13 protein-coding genes and 3 tRNA genes are annotated in these 17,766 nt (G+C 68.1%); 13 read left to right on the top strand and 3 right to left on the bottom strand.

What is annotated here, in order from left to right; translation table 11 throughout:
- The first annotated feature begins 34 nt into the window (after positions 1 to 34).
- The 4 genes from IFT54_RS14345 (at position 35) to IFT54_RS14330 (ending at position 6,819) form a co-directional block, all read left to right on the top strand.
- On the top strand, positions 35 to 634 hold the full coding sequence (locus IFT54_RS14345) for a DUF2497 domain-containing protein (RefSeq protein ID WP_192071170.1): 600 nt from the start codon (positions 35 to 37) through the stop codon (positions 632 to 634).
- A gap of 148 nt (positions 635 to 782) precedes the next feature.
- Positions 783 to 2,384 carry a histidine kinase famiy protein gene (locus tag IFT54_RS14340; protein ID WP_192071169.1) on the top strand — a complete coding sequence of 534 codons (1,602 nt, stop codon included), beginning with the start codon at positions 783 to 785 and terminating at the stop codon, positions 2,382 to 2,384.
- 39 nt (positions 2,385 to 2,423) lie between these two features.
- Positions 2,424 to 5,234 carry a valine--tRNA ligase gene (locus IFT54_RS14335; protein WP_192071168.1) on the top strand — a complete coding sequence of 937 codons (2,811 nt, stop codon included), beginning with the start codon at positions 2,424 to 2,426 and terminating at the stop codon, positions 5,232 to 5,234.
- Positions 5,235 to 5,349: 115 nt separating this feature from the next.
- A complete protein-coding gene (locus tag IFT54_RS14330; protein ID WP_192071167.1) occupies positions 5,350 to 6,819 on the top strand; it encodes an MATE family efflux transporter in 1,470 nt (489 codons plus the stop codon).
- A gap of 8 nt (positions 6,820 to 6,827) precedes the next feature.
- On the opposite strand, the gene IFT54_RS14325 is transcribed toward IFT54_RS14330, so the two are convergent.
- The gene (locus tag IFT54_RS14325; RefSeq protein WP_159512476.1) at positions 6,828 to 7,775 is read right to left on the bottom strand and encodes a diacylglycerol/lipid kinase family protein; all 948 of its coding nucleotides are present in this window, start codon (positions 7,773 to 7,775) and stop codon (positions 6,828 to 6,830) included.
- A 118-nt stretch (positions 7,776 to 7,893) separates the two neighbouring features.
- Here IFT54_RS14325 and hemB point away from each other — a divergent pair, with 118 nt between their 5' ends.
- Genes hemB through IFT54_RS14310 form a run of 3 tightly spaced genes read left to right on the top strand, consistent with a single transcriptional unit; the run spans position 7,894 to position 11,630 of the window.
- Positions 7,894 to 8,886 (top strand): porphobilinogen synthase, encoded by a 993-nt coding sequence (hemB, locus tag IFT54_RS14320; protein ID WP_031396015.1) that lies wholly within the window; start codon positions 7,894 to 7,896, stop codon positions 8,884 to 8,886.
- Positions 8,879 to 9,424, top strand: a complete 546-nt coding sequence (locus IFT54_RS14315; protein WP_192071166.1) for a GNAT family N-acetyltransferase — start codon at positions 8,879 to 8,881, stop codon at positions 9,422 to 9,424. The genes hemB and IFT54_RS14315 overlap by 8 nt, the downstream gene beginning before the upstream one ends.
- Positions 9,417 to 11,630 (top strand): hypothetical protein, encoded by a 2,214-nt coding sequence (locus IFT54_RS14310; RefSeq protein ID WP_244649055.1) that lies wholly within the window; start codon positions 9,417 to 9,419, stop codon positions 11,628 to 11,630. Before IFT54_RS14315 ends, IFT54_RS14310 begins: the two co-directional genes overlap by 8 nt.
- 16 nt (positions 11,631 to 11,646) lie before the next feature.
- Here IFT54_RS14310 and IFT54_RS14305 read toward each other — a convergent pair whose 3' ends face one another.
- The gene (locus tag IFT54_RS14305; protein WP_192071165.1) at positions 11,647 to 12,162 is read right to left on the bottom strand and encodes a hypothetical protein; all 516 of its coding nucleotides are present in this window, start codon (positions 12,160 to 12,162) and stop codon (positions 11,647 to 11,649) included.
- Positions 12,163 to 12,256: 94 nt separating this feature from the next.
- Between IFT54_RS14305 and IFT54_RS14300 the strand changes: the two genes are divergently transcribed.
- The 6 genes from IFT54_RS14300 (at position 12,257) to IFT54_RS14275 (ending at position 17,258) form a co-directional block, all read left to right on the top strand.
- A tRNA-Arg gene (locus IFT54_RS14300) sits at positions 12,257 to 12,333 on the top strand.
- 65 nt (positions 12,334 to 12,398) lie between these two features.
- Positions 12,399 to 12,475 (top strand) — tRNA-Arg (locus IFT54_RS14295).
- Positions 12,476 to 12,705: 230 nt separating this feature from the next.
- Positions 12,706 to 12,782: transfer RNA gene (locus IFT54_RS14290), tRNA-Pro, on the top strand.
- Between the two features lie 282 nt (positions 12,783 to 13,064).
- Complete coding sequence (locus tag IFT54_RS14285) at positions 13,065 to 13,748, top strand: NAD(P)H-dependent oxidoreductase (RefSeq protein ID WP_192071164.1); 684 nt, start codon at positions 13,065 to 13,067, stop codon at positions 13,746 to 13,748.
- A gap of 64 nt (positions 13,749 to 13,812) precedes the next feature.
- Positions 13,813 to 16,224, top strand: coding sequence for a phosphoketolase family protein (locus IFT54_RS14280; protein WP_192071163.1), 2,412 nt, complete (start codon positions 13,813 to 13,815; stop codon positions 16,222 to 16,224).
- Positions 16,212 to 17,258, top strand: a complete 1,047-nt coding sequence (locus tag IFT54_RS14275; RefSeq protein ID WP_192071162.1) for an acetate/propionate family kinase — start codon at positions 16,212 to 16,214, stop codon at positions 17,256 to 17,258. The genes IFT54_RS14280 and IFT54_RS14275 overlap by 13 nt, the downstream gene beginning before the upstream one ends.
- Positions 17,259 to 17,281: 23 nt before the next feature.
- On the opposite strand, the gene IFT54_RS14270 is transcribed toward IFT54_RS14275, so the two are convergent.
- The gene (locus IFT54_RS14270) at positions 17,282 to 17,695 is read right to left on the bottom strand and encodes a response regulator (RefSeq protein ID WP_192071161.1); all 414 of its coding nucleotides are present in this window, start codon (positions 17,693 to 17,695) and stop codon (positions 17,282 to 17,284) included.
- Positions 17,696 to 17,766: the final 71 nt, after the last annotated feature.

Raw genomic sequence — 17,766 nt, 5'->3', positions numbered from 1 at the left:
GGCGCGTGGGGCGACGGGGTTTGGAATGGTCCGTATGGGGGATATCAGCGCGGAGCCGTCGATGGAGGAAATCCTCTCGTCGATCAAACGCATCATTGCCGAAGAAGGCGACGGCATGCCGAGCCGCCAGCGGCGCCACCAGCGGGCGATGCCCGCATCGGCGGCCACCGATTATGCGGCCGATTACGACGACGACGCGATCGACGACGATGAAATCCTCGAACTGAGCGACCCGATGCCGATGGTTGACCGCACCCCCCGCCCGCCGAAATCGCCGGTGCTGAACTCGGTCGACGCTGCGCCGGAACCACGCCAGGCACCGCCGCGCAGCCAGCCCCAGCCTCATGTCGCGCCCACAGCCTCTCATGCGCCCCAACAGCATGCTCCGCAGCCTGCAGAAGAGCCGGCCCAGCCGATCATGTCGCGCGAGACCGCGGCGGCAACGCGTGCGCCGCTCGAGGCGCTGACGCGGATGATGGTCAAGCCCGAGGGAAGCAGCGACGGCACGCTCGAGGGTCTGGTCCGCGAGATGCTGCGCCCTATGCTGCGCGAATGGATCGACGCGAACCTGCCCGACATGGTCGAGGACATGGTCGCGCGCGAGATCGCCAAGATCATGAACCAGCAGCCCTGACCGGGCCGGCCGCAGCGTTTCGCGCTGCGGCCTGTATCGGGACCTGGCCGGCCGGCGGCGATCGGACGATGCTCGCCGGGTTCTGGTCCAAACGACTGTAATGTCACGACGAGCGGAACCGTGACGGTTCCGCTATGGTTGTTGGCGAATGTCCGATCACAGTGTGTCCGCGCCTGAAATCCCCGCCCGTCTCGCCGCGCAGGGCGTCCGGGGCGATATCGCGCCGGCCGATGCCAGCAGCGACATCTTTTTTGCCGCAGTACGCACCACGCGGATGCCGATGGTGGTCACCGACCCGCATCGTCCCGACAACCCGATCATCTTCTGCAACGACGCCTTCTCGTTCATGACCGGCTACTCGCAGGACGAGATCCTGGGCTACAACTGCCGCTTCCTGCAGGGCCCCGAGACCGACCGCACGGTCGTAGGCGAATTACGCGCCGCGATCGCCAAGCGTGAGGAAGTCTCGGTCGAGATGCTCAACTACCGGAAGAACGGCTCGACCTTCTGGAACGCGCTCTACGTCTCGCCCGTGTTCGGCGACGACGGCGAGCTGCGCTATTTCTTCGCGAGCCAGCTGGACATCTCGCGCCGCCGCGAGGCGGAGGAGGCGCTGCACGAGGCGCAGCGGATGGAGGCGGTCGGCAAGCTGACCGGGGGAATCGCGCACGACTTCAACAATCTGCTGCAGGTCATTCAGGGCTATGCCGACATCCTCGACGCGCGGATCGACGCGAGCGATCGATCGGCGCGGCGGGCGGTCGATGCGATCTCGACCTCGGCCTCGCGCGCGGCGACGCTCACCCAGCAGCTGCTCGCCTTTGCGCGCAAGCAGGAATTGCGCGACCGGTTGATGAACCTCAACCAGCTGCTGGGCGATTTCCGGCCGATTCTCGACCGCAGCATCGGCAGTGGGATCACGCTGAAGCGCGACCTGGCGACCGATCTTTGGAATTGTCGCGTCGATCCGGTGCAGGCCGAGATGGCGCTGCTCAACATCATCGCCAATGCCCGCGACGCGCTCGACGGCACGGGGGAGATCACGATCACGACGCGCAACGCCGTCCTGCCCGAGGATGGCGGTGTCGCGAGGCTCGAGCCCGGCGAATATGTCGTGCTGAGCATTCGCGACAACGGGCCGGGGATCGATCCCGGGACGGTCGACAAGATCTTCGAACCCTTCTTCACGACGAAGGAGATGGGCAAGGGCGCCGGGCTGGGCCTCGCGATGGTCTACGGCTTCGTCCGGCAGTCGGGCGGCCTTGCCACGGTGCGCAACCTCAGCGGGGGCGGTGCCGAATTCTCGCTCTACTTCCCGCGTGCGAGCGGTGCGGTCGAGCGCAAGACCGCGGGGCCGATCGCACCGCATGCGGGCGGCGCCGAGCGCGTGCTGATGGTCGAGGATCAGCGCGAAGTGGGCGAGCTTGGGCGGACGATCCTCGAGGATCTCGGCTATGACGTCGTCCTGGTCAACAGCGCGCGCGCCGCGCTCGACACGCTCCGTCAGGACTCGGAATTCCGCCTGCTGTTCACCGATATCCTGATGCCCGGCGGCATGAACGGCGTCACTCTGGCCCAGTCGGTGCGGCGCGACTATCCGCATACCGCGGTGTTGCTGACGACGGGCTTTGCCGATGAGGCGATCGACGAGGGCAGCCGGTCGTTCGAACTGATCCGCAAACCCTATCGGCGGAATGAGTTGAACGACCGCATCCGGGCGGTGCTCGACAAGCCGGGGGCGCGGACGTGAGGCTGGTCTAGCCCGGACACGCTCGCTAAGGCACGGGGTATGAGCGAGCTTCCCAAAACCTTCGACCCCGCCTCCATCGAATCGCGCTGGTATGCGCATTGGGAGGCCAGCGGCCAGTTCCGCCCCGACCGCCCGAACGCGGAACCCTGGACGATCGTCAACCCGCCGCCCAACGTCACGGGCAGCCTGCATATCGGCCATGCGCTCGACAACACGCTGCAGGATATCCTGACGCGCCATGCTCGCCTCAAGGGCAAGGACGCGCTCTGGGTGGTCGGCACCGATCACGCCGGCATCGCGACGCAGATGGTGGTGGAGCGTCAGATGGGCGCGATGTCCCCGCCGCAGAAGCGCACCGACCTTTCGCGTGAGGACTTCATCGCCAAGGTCTGGGCGTGGAAGGAAGAGAGCGGCGGCGAGATCACGCAGCAGCTCCGCCGCTTGGGCTGCTCGATGGACTGGGCGAACGAACGGTTCACGATGGACGAGGGCTTTTCGAAGGCCGTCCTCAAGGTGTTCGTCGACCTGCACAAGCAGGGGCTGCTCTACCGCGACAAGCGCCTGGTGAATTGGGATCCGGGCCTCGGCACCGCGATCAGCGACCTTGAGGTCGAGACGCGTGAGATCAAGGGCAGCTTCTGGCACCTGCGCTATCCGCTCGCCGACGGATCCGGCTTTATCGAGGTCGCGACGACGCGGCCCGAGACGATGCTCGCCGACATGGCGGTCGCGGTGAACGGCGCGGACGCGCGCTACACCGCGTTGATCGGCAAGCAGGTGAAGCTGCCGATCACCGGACGGCTGATCCCGATCATCGCCGACGACCATGCCGATCCCGAGCTCGGATCGGGCGCGGTGAAGATCACGCCGGGGCATGACTTCAACGATTTCGAGGTCGGCAAGCGGGCAGGGATGGCCGCGGGCGCGATGCTCAACATGCTCGATGCCAAGGCGCGCGTCGTGCAGGTGTCCGACGGGCTGATCCCCGCCGAGCTGCTCGGGCTGACGACCGCGGAGGCGCGGAAAGCCGTCGTCGCGCAGCTGAAGGCCGAGGGCTTCCTGATCGCGCATGTCGACAAGGACGGCGTCGAGCACGACGCCGAGCCGCGCACGATCCAGACGCCGTACGGCGATCGCTCGGGCGTGGTGATCGAGCCGTGGCTGACCGACCAATGGTATGTCGACGCCAAGACGCTCGCGCAGCCCGCGATCGAGGCGGTCCGCGTCGGCGCGATCGATATCGTGCCCAAGACCTGGGAGAAGACGTTCTTCAACTGGATGGAGAACATCCAGCCCTGGTGCGTGTCGCGCCAGCTGTGGTGGGGGCATCAGATCCCGGCCTGGTTCGGGCCGGACGGTACGCCGTACGTGGCTGAAACCGAGGCCGAAGCGCAGGCGCTCGCCGGCGCCGGCGTGACGCTGGTGCGCGATCCGGACGTGCTCGACACGTGGTTCTCCTCCGCACTCTGGCCCTTCGCGACGCTAGGCTGGGACGGCTCCCAACCCCCGTTCGCCCTGAGCGAAGTCGAAGGGCAGGCCACGGGCGACACCGCCCCGGGCGGTGCTTCGACTTCGCTCAGCACGAACGGAAATGGGGGGCATTCTCAATCCCAAACCCGGGGGCGTCCCGGATCCCAACTCGGCGGCCGCTATCCCAACGACGTGCTCATCTCCGGCTTCGACATCCTGTTCTTCTGGAACGCGCGGATGATGATGCAGGGGCTGCACTTCATGAAGGACGTGCCGTTCCGCACGCTCTACCTGCACGGCCTCGTCCGCGCGGCGGACGGCGCGAAGATGTCGAAGTCGAAGGGCAATGTCGTCAACCCACTCGGGCTGATCGACCAATATGGCGCCGATGCGCTGCGCTTCTTCATGGCGGCGATGGAGAGCCAGGGCCGCGACATCAAGATGGATGAGAAGCGCGTCGAGGGCTATCGCAACTTCGCGACCAAGCTGTGGAACGCCGCGCGGTTCGCACAGGCCAACGGCATCGTCGCGAGCACCACGCTCGAGGCGCCCCGCGCGGAGCTCGCGGTCAACAAGTGGATCATCGCCGAGACGATCGCGACCGTGCAGACGGTCGACCTCGCGCTCGCCGACTACCGCTTCGACGGCGCCGCCAACGCGATCTACCAGTTTGCGTGGAGCCGGTTCTGCGACTGGTATCTCGAACTCATCAAGCCGCAGATGGTCGATGACGTCCGCGGCCAGATCGACGACGAATCCAAGGCGGTCGCGGGCTGGGTGCTCGACCAGATCCTGGTGCTGCTCCATCCGTTCATGCCGTTCATCACCGAGGAACTGTGGCACGCGATGGGCACTCGCGAGCACGACCTGATCGTCGCGCAGTGGCCGATGGCGGACGCGCGCTCGCTCGATCCCGAGGCGAGCAAGGAAGTCGACTGGCTGATCCGGCTCGTCGGCGAAATCCGCACCGCGCGCAACGAGCTGAACGTGCCGCCGGGCGCGCGGCTGCCGCTGCACGTTCGCGATGCGAATGCGGCGACGCTCGCACGGCTCGAACGCCAGGCGCCCGCGCTCGCGCGTCTCGCGCGCGTCACGCATGCCGAGGGCGAAGCCACCGGCGGCGCGGCGCAGGTCGTGGTCGACGAGGCGACCTTCGTCCTGCCGCTCGAGGGCGTGATCGATCTCGACGCCGAACGCACCCGCCTGACCAAGGCGATCGCGGCGGCGGAGAAGGAGCGCGACGCGCTCGCAGGGAGGCTCGGCAATGCGAGCTTCGTCGAGCGCGCCAAGCCCGAAGCGGTCGAGAAGGCCAAGGCGGACCATGCCGACAAGGCCGCCGAAGCTGCGCGGTTGCAGGCGGCGCTGGGACGGCTGGGCTGACCTGACCCCGTCCGCTGTACGGGACGGGGCCGGGGCGTGCGTAACGCGTGCTGCGAGCATGCGGGGTCGGGGATGGTCCTGACCCCGCCTGCAAAGGGGAGGGGACCCGACTGCAATGCCTGATGCGACGGACACGCCTGCACCAAAGACCGGCCAGCGCGACCTGACCACGGGGCCGATCGGCAAGACGTTGCTCGCGTTCGCGCTGCCGACGCTCGGATCGTCGGTCCTGCAATCGCTCAACGGCTCGATCAACGCGGTGTGGATCGGCCAGTTTCTCGGCGAGCGTGCGCTGGCGGCAACGACCAACGCGAACATCATCATGTTCCTGCTGGTCGCCGCGGTGTTCGGCTTCGGCATGGCGTCGACCATCCTGATCGGCCAGAACATGGGGCGGCGCGACATCGATGCGGTGCGGCGCGTGCTCGGCACGTCGTTCGGGCTGTTCACGATCATCTCGGTGCTGACGGTGGCGATCGGCTGGCTGGTCGCGCCGGCGATCCTGCGCGTGCTGGCGACGCCCGCCGAGGTCTATCCGCTCGCGCTCGCCTATCTGCGCGTGATCTTCGTCGCGATGCCCGCGGGGTTCCTGACCGTGCTGCTGACGATGGCGCTGCGCGGCACGGGCGATTCGCTGACGCCGCTGAAGTTCATGGCGCTCGGCTCGGTCGTCGACGTCGCGCTCAACCCGCTGCTGATTCGCGGCTGGGGGCCGATCCCTGCGATCGGGATCGAGGGATCCGCGCTGGCGACGCTGATCGCCAACACGGTGTCGTTCGTCGCACTCCTCGCCTATATCTATGCCAGGGACCTGCCGATCCGGCTGCGCGGCGCGGAACTGCGCTACATCCTGCCCGACCGTGCGCTGCTGAAGACGATCGTCGTGAAGGGCGTCCCGATGGGGTTGCAGATGCTCGTCGTCTCGACCTCGGCGCTGGCGATGATCGGGCTGGTCAACCGGCACGGCACCACCACGACTGCGGCCTATGGTGCCGCCAACCAGCTCTGGACCTATGTGCAGATGCCCGCGATGGCGGTCGGTGCGGCGGTCAGCGCGATGGCGGCGCAGAATATCGGTGCAGGGCGCTGGGACCGGGTCGACCGGATCACGCGCGCCGGGCTGATGATGAATCTGGCGCTGACCGGCGGGCTGGTCGCGCTGCTGACGCTGCTCGACCGGCACGTGCTGTGGCTGTTCCTCGGGCAGGATACCGGCGCGATCGGCATCGCCACGCGGATCAACCTCATCGCGGGGTGGAGCTTCATCTTGTTCGGCGTGTCGATGGTGCTGTCGGCGACGGTACGCGCGAACGGCGCGGTGGTCGGCCCGCTGCTGATCCTTGCGGTCGCGATGGGGCCGGTACGGTTCGGGCTCGCCTATGCGCTAGAGCCGATGATCGGCGCTGATGCGATCTGGTGGAGCTTTCCCGTGGGGTCGCTCGCCTCGATGCTGCTGACGATCGGCTATTACCTGCATGGCGGCTGGCGTAAGGGACGGATCGTTACCGAGCCCGCCGCACACGACGCAGGCGAGGCATCCAAGGCGGATTGCGAGCCCGCCAGCCGGTCCATGCCGGTCGGCTGAGCGCCGCCCTAGGTTTGGGGCGGCGTCACCGGGGCCATGACCTGGATGATCCCGGCGGCGATCCTGGCGGTCACCGGGGTCTTGGCGAGCACCTCGCCATCGATCGAGATCGGCAGCTTGGGGATCGTGTCGACGCGCATGCTCTTGCCGCGGAAGTCGCGGACCTCCTCGTGGCGCGATTCGTGGCGAAACACGCTGGCGACCCAGTTCTGGACCAGCCGCCGCTTCATCTTGCCCATCACCGCCTGCACGACGATCTCGCCCGAATCGACCGCCGCCGCGTCGACCAGCTCGGTCCCGCCATGATAGGGACCGTTCGAGATACGCACCTCGACGACGCGCATCCGCACCGCGTCCGGGCCCTCGCCGACGATCAGCGTGAACGGGCGGAAGCGCATGAACTGATACGCCGCCCAGCCGAGATAGCCGACCCGGCCGAGTACCTTCTTGAGGCCGTGCGGCACCGTCTCGGCGATCTTCGGACTGATCCCCATCGCCGCGCAATTGGCGAAATAATCGCCGTCGATCATGCCGAGGTCGATCCGTCGCGGCGCACCCGTCCGGATGACCTCGACCGCGCCTTCGATCGTCAGCGGAATGCCCAGCGTCCGCGCGAAGCTGTTCGCGGTGCCGAGCGGGAGCACGCCGAGGATGACGTCGTGCCCGACCATCAGGTCGACGAGCCCGCTGATCGTGCCGTCGCCGCCGCCCAGGATCAGCAGATCGGGCTTGGCGGCAAGCGCGCGCCGGACGGTGGGCTCGAGATCCTCGGGGTTCTCGACCGCATGCGCGTCGACCTCATAGGGAAGCCCCGACATCGCCGCACAGGCGCGCTTGAACAGCGCCTGTCCTTTGCGCGATTTCGCGTTCACAACGAGCGCGGCGGAGCGGATCGGCCGGTCGCGCGCCGGCCCGGTATCGGGCGCCTGGGTCGTGTCTGTCGTGGTGGCGGTCATGCGAGGCCCAACGCGCGAAAGGGAAATGCGTCCCCGAGGCCGAATCGGCAGCGATCGGTTTCGTTCGCGCCGACCGTAACGCTTGCCTGCGCGGCGTCCATCCCGCAAAAGCCGCGCCATGTCCGCAAGCTATCCCGCGCTGCGCCTGCGCCGCACCCGCTCGTCCGACTGGAGCCGCCGGCTCCATGCCGAGACCGTCCTCACGCCGGCCGATCTGATCTGGCCGCTGTTCGTCGTCGAGGGGGAGGGCGTCGAGCAACCGATCGCCAGCCTGCCCGGCGTATCGCGCTGGTCGGTCGACCAGATCGTCGCGCGCGGTCGCGAGGCGCGTGACCTCGGCATTCCGTGCATCGCGCTGTTCCCCTACACCCAGCCCGAGCGTCGCACCGAGGATGGTCGCGAGGCGCTCAACCCCGACAATCTGATGTGCCAGGCGATCCGTGCGCTCAAGGATGCGGTGCCCGAGGTCGGCGTGCTGACCGACGTTGCGCTCGATCCCTATACCAGCCACGGCCATGACGGGCTGGTCGACGCCGCGGGCTATGTCGTCAACGACACCACCGCGGAGATGCTCGTCGCGCAGGCGCTGAACCAGGCGGCGGCGGGCGCGGACATCATCGCGCCGAGCGACATGATGGACGGCCGGATCGGCATGATCCGCACCGCGCTCGAGGCGGAGTCGCATCACAATGTCCAGATCATGTCCTATGCCGCCAAATATGCGAGCGCCTTCTACGGGCCGTTCCGCGATGCGGTCGGCAGCCGCGGGCTGCTGAAGGGCGACAAGAAGACGTACCAGATGGACAACGCCAATGCCGAGGAGGCGCTGCGCGAGGTCGCGATGGATCTCGCCGAGGGCGCCGATACGGTGATGGTCAAGCCGGGCCTGCCCTATCTCGACATCATCGTCCGCGTCCGTCAGGCGTTCGAGGTGCCGGTCTTCGCCTATCAGGTGTCGGGCGAATATGCGATGATCGAGGCGTCGGCCGCAGCGGGCGCGGGCGACCGCGATGCGCTGGTGCTCGAGACGCTGATGGCGTTCAAGCGCGCCGGCTGTTCGGGCGTGCTGACCTATCATGCGGCACACGCGGCCCGGCTCCTGAATGGATGAGTTCAGGCTCGAGACCGAGCGTCTGATCCTGCGCGCGTGGCGGGACGCGGACGTCGAGCCCTTTGCGGCGATGGGGCGTGACCCCGATGTGATGCGCTTTCTCGGGCCGCTGGCGACGCTCGCCGAGACGCAGGCGGCGGTCGGCCGGATGGTCGATCGGCAACGCGCATCGGGGCATTGCTTCTGGGCGATCGAACGCAAGGCGGATGCCGCGTTTCTCGGCTTTTGCGGTCTGGTACCGGGCAAGCCGCCGATCGACGGCGCGATCGAGATCGGCTGGCGTCTCGCGCGTCATGCCTGGGGGCAGGGCTATGCGTCCGAAGCCGCGGCGGCGAGCCTTGCCTGGGGCTGGGCCAATTTGCCCGTCGCGCATATCGTCGCCATCACGGTCCCCGCCAACATGCGGAGCCGCGCGCTGATGGAGCGGCTGGGCATGACCCATGTCGAGAACGGCGATTTCGACCATCCCGATCTCGCCGCCACCGACCCGCTGCGCCGGCACGTCCTCTATCGGATCCATCGCCCCACCAATGTCTGATCCTTCCCCGATGGCACGGTGGTGCCGCGTCCTGTTCGTCGCGACGATCCTGGCAGGGTCGTTCCTCCTGTTCCTCGTCCAGCCGATGGTCGCGCGCATGGCGCTGCCGCGGCTCGGCGGCGCGCCCGCGGTGTGGAACTCGGCGATGCTCGTCTATCAGGCGCTGCTGCTCGGCGGCTATGCCTATGCGCACTGGCTCGGACGGGTGAAGCCGCGCGCGCAGGCGGTCATCCATCTCGGCGTGCTCGCGGTCGCGGCTTTGTGGCTGCCGATCGGGCTGTTCGCGCTCGATCTGCCCGCCGATGCGCAGCCTGCGGTGTGGGTGCCCTGGTTGCTCGGCCTGTCGATCGGGCCGCTGTTCTTCGCGGTCTCGGCACAGGCGCCGCTGATCCAGCGCTGGTTCAGCGCGTCGAGCGGCGGCGCGGATCCCTATGCGCTCTATGCTGCGTCCAATCTCGGCAGCTTCGCCGGGCTGATCGCCTATCCGCTGGTCGTCGAGCCGCTGCTGGCGATCCACGGGCAGAGCCTGTTGTGGACCGCAGGGTACGCGGTGCTCGTCCTGCTGGTGGCGCTATGCGCGACGCGGCTGCCGCGCACCGCGTCGGCGGAGCACGTCGCAGCGACCAGCCCGGCCCCGGGCGCGACGCGGATCCTTCACTGGATCGCGCTCGCGCTGGTGCCGTCGGGGCTGATGCTCGCCACCTCGACCTATATCACCACCGATATCGTCGCGATGCCGCTGCTCTGGGTGCTGCCGCTCGGGCTCTATCTGCTGAGCTTCACCATCGCCTTCGCGCAGGACCGCACGCTCGCCGACCTGCTGACCCGGATCGCGCCGGTGACGATCCTGCTGTTCGGCGGGGTGATCATGGGCGGGTTCAACGACAAGCCGGTGTTCAGCGCGACGATCGCGCTGACCTTGCTGTTCATGGTCTCGGTCGCGCTCCACACCGCCATGTATCGCCGCCGTCCGGCCCCCGACCGGCTGACGGGCTTCTATCTCGCAATGTCGGTCGGCGGCGTGCTGGGCGGGGTGTTCGCGGCGTTGCTCGCGCCCGTGATCTTCGACTGGACCTATGAATATCCGCTGCTGATCCTGGCCGCGGGCGTGCTGGTGCCGCAGATGTACCTGCTGGCGACGTTCCGCGCGGTCTGGTCAGGGCCGGCGGTGCGGCGCCGTCTCGGGCTCGCGGCCATCATCCTCGTCATGGCGGTGGCGGCCGGGATGCGGATCAGCAACCCCGACGGCATATTGGGCGACCAGCATCAGGGCGCGGCCTTCCTGATCGTCGCCGCGATCGGCCTCGCCACGCTTGGCGCACGGCTGCCCTATGTCGTCGTGCTCGCCAGCACGCTGGTGATGTTCGGGGGCTATCGCGCGCTGGAACTCAGCGCCGAGCGGGGTGCGCGTGAGCGCAGCTATTTCGGCGTCTACACGGTGCGCGACGGCGAGGGGGTCCGCGAGCTCGATCATGGCACCACCGTCCACGGCATCCAGCTGCGCGGTTCGCCCGCGCGCGAGCGGACGCCGACCACCTATTATGTCGCCGGATCGGGCGTGGGGCAGGCGATGCTGGCGCTCGGCCCGCTCTATGGCCCGGCGGCGCGGGTCGGTGTCGTCGGGCTGGGGACGGGCACCCTGTCCTGCTACGCCCGCCCGGGCGAGCAGTGGCGCTTCTACGAGATCGACCCGGCGGTCGTGCGGATCGCGCGCGATACCGGCCAGTTCAGCTATCTGTCGCGCTGCCTGCCCGATCCGGTCATCCGGATCGGCGACGCGCGGATCGCGCTGGCGGGGGAGCGGACCGCGAGCCTCGACCTGCTCGCGCTCGATGCCTTCTCCTCGGATACGGTGCCGATGCACCTGATGACGCGTGAGGCGTTTGCGACCTATGGCCGCGTGGTGTCACGCAACGGGCTGCTGCTCGTCCATATCTCGAACCGCTATATCGACCTCGAACCCGTGGTCGCGGCCGCCGCGCGCGAGGCAGGGTGGCACGCCGTCCACCTGCTCTACCGTCCTTCGCCGCTCGACGCCGATCATCCCTCGCCATCGGACTGGATCGCGCTGTCGCGCGACCCGCGGGCGATCGCGCTGCTCCGGCAACGCAATTCGGGCTGGGAGCCGATCGTCGCACGCGACGGCATGGCCGCCTGGACCGACGATTATTCGACGATCCTGCCGCTGCTCAAGGGGCTCTGGTAGGCTGCGGGGGGCGGCGTCAGGCGGCGGGGAGGCTCGCCTGGATCTGCGCGATCGTCGCACCCTGCTTCTCGGCTTCGGCCTGCGCCGCATCGCGCACCGCATCGAGCGCGGGATAGGCCGGCGCGAGCGTCGCCGCGCGATCGGTCGCGCGACGCTCGATATCGGTGACCAGCAACGACGTCTGCGCGCGCCAGTCGTCGAGACCCGCCAGTGCGGTCTGGGCCGTCAGCCACGGCTCGCTGCCGACCGCACCACCGCGTGCGGCGCGGGCGGCGGCCTGGGTGCTCGCCGCATCCTTCGCAAAGCCCGTCCTGATCCGGTCGAGCTGCGTCCGGAACGCAGCGATGTCGGCGTCGAGCGTCGGATCGGGCTGGACCACCACCGGCTTGCCCGCGGGTTCGCCAAAGCCGATCGATTCGGTCGGGCGGATCCCGAGCGAGGGATAGCTGGCGGTATCCTTGCTGCAGGCGCCGACCGCCAAGGCGGGCACGAGAAGAAGGGCGATCAGCGCGGGGCGGGAAGGCTGTTTCATGCCCGTCGCTCTATGCCGCCGACGCGGCGTACACAACTTTATCGCGCAACACCCTTGCGCCGCGAAAAATGCCTGCTATCAGCGCCCCTCCAGTGCACCCATAGCTCAGCTGGATAGAGCATCAGACTACGAATCTGAGGGTCGGGCGTTCGAATCGCTCTGGGTGCACCAGGATTTCCTGCCTCGCGGCGGGGCCAGACGGCCAGACACGGGCCGGCCGTAAACGGCATGGCGATGCACCCATAGCTCAGCTGGATAGAGCATCAGACTACGAATCTGAGGGTCGGGCGTTCGAATCGCTCTGGGTGCACCATCGTCCACAACCTGCCGCGGCACGACGCCGTCCGCGATTACTTCTTATCATATCCGCACCGCATCGACGTCGCGACGCAACTGTCCCGTCGCATCACGCAATGCCCCCGTGCTTTTCGTCATCCTCCGAAAACTTCTTGCTGCGGCCGCTTGCACAGCCGTGAAGTGCTGGGTATAGGCGCCCCTCCAGTCACCGGTCGGTCCCCCAAGGGCGTAACGATCGGACTCCGTCGGGGAGTAGCTCAGCCTGGTAGAGCACTGTCTTCGGGAGGCAGGGGCCGGAGGTTCGAATCCTCTCTTCCCGACCATCATGCACCGCATGATCATGGCACGCCCAGGCGGCAGGCCGTTATTCACCACCATCAAAGCCGTTAAGGCCAACAAGGTCTTGGTTGCGTCGTGTCCGTGCTCGAGCGGCATTTTGACGTGGCCGCCTCCGGGCCAACGGGGCGCGCAGGCTTACAGCGCGCTGCCTAGTGCGTAGTTTCCGAGGCTGAGAACCCGCGGCTCGATCCCGTACTCCTCGACTCCCTGACCGTCTCCGGCGCGGCGCGCGATCGGATGAGGGTCGGCAGGATGGAGTCGGCGCGATGATGGATGACGAGCCCGGTGCGGTCCAGCCTCGGCATGCCGTGATCCTGTGCCATCCGGACCCTGCGAGCTTCAACCACGCGATCGCGCACCGCTATTGCGAGGCGGTGCGCGCGAACGGCCAGCACGTCGTGCTGCGCGATCTCTATGCGCTGGGCTTCGATCCGGTGCTCAAACCGGCGGAATTGCCGACGCGGGACGCGGCGGTTCTCGCGCAGGACGTGCAGGACGAACGCGCGGCGATCGCCGGCTGCGACGTGTTCGTCCTCGTGTATCCGCTCTGGTTCGGATCCCCGCCGGCGATGATGAAGGGCTATATCGAACGCGTGTTCGGCGCAGGGATCGAGCCTGTCGCGGTCCAGCAGCGTGCGCGCAGCCTGCTGCTCGGCGGCAAGCGGCTGCTGACCTTCACGACCGCGGCGGGCAGCCGGGTCTGGCTCGACGATCAGGGGCTAGGGGCGGGGCTGACGACCATGGTCGACCAGTACCTCGTCCACGCCTTCGGCATGCGGTCGCAGGAGCAGCGTCGATTCGCCAATATCACCAGACATCTCGATCCGCAGGTCGCCGGCCAGCATCTCAACGCCGTCACCGCTCAGGCGAACCGCACCTGCGCGCAACTGGCGTTCGGCGACGAAGCGCTGCTGCGCGACCCTTCGCTGACCAGCCGGCTCGCCGGCTGATGCGGCCCCATCAAAGGACTATCGACATGCGTCCCACCCTGCACGCGATCCCCGCCGCTCGTCCATGGGCTCCGCAATCTTGACTGGCCTCGCCCACAAGGCACCGCCGCATGCCGTGACGCGCCCCGATCCGTTGTCGCCCGATGAACTACAGCGGATGGACGCCTATTGGCGCGCAGCCAACTACCTGTCGGTCGGCCAGATCTATCTGCGCGACAACGCGCTGCTCGAACGCCCGCTGACGGTCGCCGACGTCAAGCCGCGGCTGCTCGGGCACTGGGGCACGACGCCGGGCCTGAACTTCCTCTACGTCCATCTCAACCGGCTGATCGTCGCGCACGACCTCGACATGATCAACATCATCGGGCCGGGGCATGGTGGGCCGGGGCTGGTGGCCCACACCTATCTCGAGGGGTCCTATACCGAGCGTTATCCCGCGATCGAGCGCAGCCGGTCGGGCATGCACCGGCTGTTCCGGCAATTCTCCTGGCCGGGCGGAATCCCCAGCCATGTCGCGCCCGAGACGCCGGGATCGATCCATGAGGGCGGCGAGCTCGGCTATTCGCTGGCGCATGCCTATGGCGCGGCGTTCGACAATCCGGACCTGCTGGTCGCCTGCGTGATCGGTGACGGCGAGGCGGAGACGGGGGCGCTGGCGGCGAGCTGGCATTCGAACAAGTTCCTCAACCCCGCGCGCGACGGCGCAGTCCTGCCGATCCTGCACCTCAACGGGTTCAAGATCGCCAACCCCACGATCCTCGCGCGGATCAACGAGGACGAGCTCGACGCGCTGCTGCGCGGCTATGGGCATGAGCCGCTCTATGTCGGCGGCAGCGACCCCGCGCTGGTCCACCAGCAGCTCGCCGCCGCGCTCGACACCGCGCTGGCGAAGATCCAGGCGATCCAGGCCGCGGCACGCATCCCCGGCGCGACGCCCGAACGCCCGCGCTGGCCGATGATCGTGTTTCGCACGCCCAAGGGGTGGACCGGCCCCAAGACCGTCGACGGCAAGCCGGTCGAAGGCACGTGGCGCGCGCATCAGGTCCCGATCGCCGACTTCAAGGACCCCGAGCATCTCCGGCTGCTCGAAGAGTGGATGCGAAGCTACCGTCCCGAGGAGCTGTTCGATGCGACGGGCAAGTTCCTCGACATCTACGCCTCGCTCGCACCGACCGGACATTGGCGGATGGGGTCGAACCCGCATGCCAATGGCGGCGAGACGCTGGTGCCCCTGTCGCTGCCCGACTTCCGTGCGCATGCCGTGCCGGTCGACGCGCCGGGCACGGTCATGGCGGAGGCAACGCGGGTGTTCGGCGGGTATCTGCGCGACGTGATGAAGCTCAACATGCCGAGCGTGAACTTCCGCCTGTTCGGGCCCGACGAGACCGCGTCGAACCGTCTCGCCGATGTCTATGACGTGTCGGGCAAGGTCTGGATGGCTGAGGTCGAGGCGGTCGACGAGCACCTGACGTCCGACGGCCGCGTGATGGAGGTGCTGAGCGAGCATCTGTGCCAGGGCTGGCTCGAGGGCTATCTGCTCACCGGACGCCACGGGCTGTTTTCCTGTTACGAGGCGTTCGTCCACATCGTCGATTCGATGGTCAACCAGCATGCCAAATGGCTGAAGGCGACGCGCGGCATCCCGTGGCGGCGGCCGATCGCGTCGCTCAACTATCTGCTGACGTCGCATGTCTGGCGACAGGACCACAATGGCCTGTCGCACCAGGATCCGGGGTTCATCGATCACGTCGCCAACAAGACCGCGGAGGTCACGCGGATCTATCTGCCCGCCGATGCCAATTGCCTGTTGTCGGTCGGCGACCATTGCCTGCGCAGCCGCGGCTATGTGAACGTCATCGTCGCGGGCAAGCAGCCCGAATGGCAGTGGCTGGGGATCGACGCGGCGGTGCGGCACTGCACCGCGGGCGCCGGCATCTGGGACTGGGCTGGCGACGATGCCGAGCCCGATGTGGTGATGGCGTGCGCGGGCGACGTTCCGACGCTCGAGACGCTGGCCGCGGTCACGCTGCTGCGTGCCTATGTCCCCGACATCCGGATCCGGGTGGTCAATGTCGTCGACCTCATGGTGCTGCAACCGCGATCCGAACATACCCACGGCCTCGACGAGCGCGAATTCGACGCGCTGTTCACGCGCGACACACCGGTGATCTTCGCGTTCCACGGCTATCCGGCGATGATCCACAAGCTGACCTACCGCCGCGCCAACCACGCCAACATCCATGTCCGCGGCTACAAGGAAATGGGCACGACGACGACGCCGTTCGACATGGTCGTGCTGAACGATCTCGACCGGTACCGGCTCGCGCTCGACGCGATCGAGCGGATCCCGCGGTTCCGCGACCGCGTCCCGCGCGAGACGGCGCGCTACTGGACGACGATGGAACGGCACAAGCTGTACATCGCCGAACAGGGCGACGATCTGCCGGAGGTGCGCGACTGGCAATGGGCGCGCTGATCCTCGCGCTGAACAGCGGGTCGTCGACGGTGAAATACGGGCTCTACGCCGTCGACCCGGACCCAGAGTTGCTCGTCGGCGGGACGATCGAGACCGCCGACGGTCACGTTGCGGTTCTGGACGCGCTCGACGCCGCGTTGCGGGACAGCACGGCGCCGACCGCGATCGGCCACCGGATCGTCCATGGCGGCCCGCATCGTACCGCGCATTGCCTGATCGACGATGCAGTGACCGCGGATCTGGTCGCGGCCTGTGCATTCGCGCCGCTCCATGGTCCCGCGGCGCTCGCGCTGATTGCGGCCGCACGCGCGCGCTATCCCGGGCTGCCGCAGGTCGCCTGTTTCGACACCGCGTTCCATGCCGATCTGCCCGATGTCGCGCAGGTCCTGCCGATCCCGCGCCGATACCGTGCGAGCGGGGTGCGGCGGTACGGCTTTCACGGCCTGTCGTGCGAATCGATCCTGGCGCAGCTCGGCGAAGGCGTCCCGTCGCGCCTCGTCATCGCGCATCTCGGCAACGGGGCGAGCGTCACCGCGGTGCGCGACGGGCGATCGGTCGACACCAGCATGGGGCTGACGCCGTCGGGCGGGGTGACGATGGCGACGCGGACGGGGGATATCGACCCCGGCATCCTGTTGTACCTGCTCCGTGAGACCGGGCTCGACGCCGGGGCATTGGCGACGCTGATCGATCACGAATCGGGAATGGTGGGGATCTCGGGACTGTCGGGGGACATGCGCGTGTTGCGCGCGGCGGCCGGAAGCAACCCCGATGCCGACCTCGCGATCCGGATGTTCGAGCGATCGGTCTGCAAGCAGATCGCGGCGATGGCCGCGACACTCGGGGGGCTCGACCTGCTCGTGCTGACCGGCGGGATCGGCGAACATGACCGCGCGACCCAACAGGCGATCGGTGCCGGCTTGGCATGGCTGCCGGGCTTGGCGATCCGGATCGTCGCCTCGCGCGAGGATGACGAGATCGCCCGTCATGCCGCCCGGCTCAGCCAGGCGGCGATCGGCCCACCCTCACGCTGACCCCATCTGCCCGCGCGGCGTCCTTACCCGGCGAGCGTCAGCATGGCGGCCGCGATCGCCGCGAGCAGCGCACCGTCAGTCGTCGCGCGGTCGAGGATCCGGTCACCGTGCCGGTCCGCCGCCGCGCGCAGGGCCGGCGACGGCACCCGCCCGTCGAGCAGGATCGCCCGCCCAGCCCAGCCCAGGCCCCGCATCGCGGCAAGCGCCGCCATTCCGTCGTCATCCTGCCCCGCCAGCCGGGGATCGGAGAGGTCCAGGATGATGCACGCATGGTCGCGCAATGCCGGATCGGACACCAGGGCCGCACAGCTTGCATAGGACCGTACCCGGTAGCGTTCGGAGAGCAGCAGGATCTGCCGTGCACGGCGTCGCGCGGGATTGCCGTCGACCAGCGAGATGCCCGGGCTGGTAGGCAGAAACGGGGCCGGTGGGGTCATCGTCGATCCTTGTCGGACCTTCGATGACAGGACCCGCGGACCCGGTCTGTACGTAAAACACGGGGGGGCGC

It is taken from the genome of Sphingomonas sp. CFBP 13714 (assembly GCF_014842205.1).
Classification (GTDB): domain Bacteria; phylum Pseudomonadota; class Alphaproteobacteria; order Sphingomonadales; family Sphingomonadaceae; genus Sphingomonas; species Sphingomonas aerolata.
Note: the sequence above shows the minus strand (reverse complement) of the source record. Positions and strands in the feature narration are given on the sequence as shown.

Bases quoted from the DNA above. Each gene is read 5' to 3' on its own strand.
- IFT54_RS14305 (WP_192071165.1), bottom strand. From the start codon at position 12,162: ATGAAACAGCCTTCCCGCCCCGCGCTGATCGCCCTTCTTCTCGTGCCC.
- IFT54_RS14275 (WP_192071162.1), top strand. From the start codon at position 16,212: ATGGGCGCGCTGATCCTCGCGCTGAACAGCGGGTCGTCGACGGTGAAA.
- hemB (WP_031396015.1), top strand. From the start codon at position 7,894: ATGTCCGCAAGCTATCCCGCGCTGCGCCTGCGCCGCACCCGCTCGTCC.
- IFT54_RS14325 (WP_159512476.1), bottom strand. From the start codon at position 7,775: ATGACCGCCACCACGACAGACACGACCCAGGCGCCCGATACCGGGCCG.
- IFT54_RS14280 (WP_192071163.1), top strand. From the start codon at position 13,813: ATGGGCTCCGCAATCTTGACTGGCCTCGCCCACAAGGCACCGCCGCAT.
- IFT54_RS14285 (WP_192071164.1), top strand. From the start codon at position 13,065: ATGATGGATGACGAGCCCGGTGCGGTCCAGCCTCGGCATGCCGTGATC.
- IFT54_RS14335 (WP_192071168.1), top strand. From the start codon at position 2,424: ATGAGCGAGCTTCCCAAAACCTTCGACCCCGCCTCCATCGAATCGCGC.
- IFT54_RS14270 (WP_192071161.1), bottom strand. From the start codon at position 17,695: ATGACCCCACCGGCCCCGTTTCTGCCTACCAGCCCGGGCATCTCGCTG.
- IFT54_RS14345 (WP_192071170.1), top strand. From the start codon at position 35: ATGGGGGATATCAGCGCGGAGCCGTCGATGGAGGAAATCCTCTCGTCG.
- IFT54_RS14315 (WP_192071166.1), top strand. From the start codon at position 8,879: ATGGATGAGTTCAGGCTCGAGACCGAGCGTCTGATCCTGCGCGCGTGG.
- IFT54_RS14310 (WP_244649055.1), top strand. From the start codon at position 9,417: ATGTCTGATCCTTCCCCGATGGCACGGTGGTGCCGCGTCCTGTTCGTC.
- IFT54_RS14340 (WP_192071169.1), top strand. From the start codon at position 783: ATGTCCGATCACAGTGTGTCCGCGCCTGAAATCCCCGCCCGTCTCGCC.
- IFT54_RS14330 (WP_192071167.1), top strand. From the start codon at position 5,350: ATGCCTGATGCGACGGACACGCCTGCACCAAAGACCGGCCAGCGCGAC.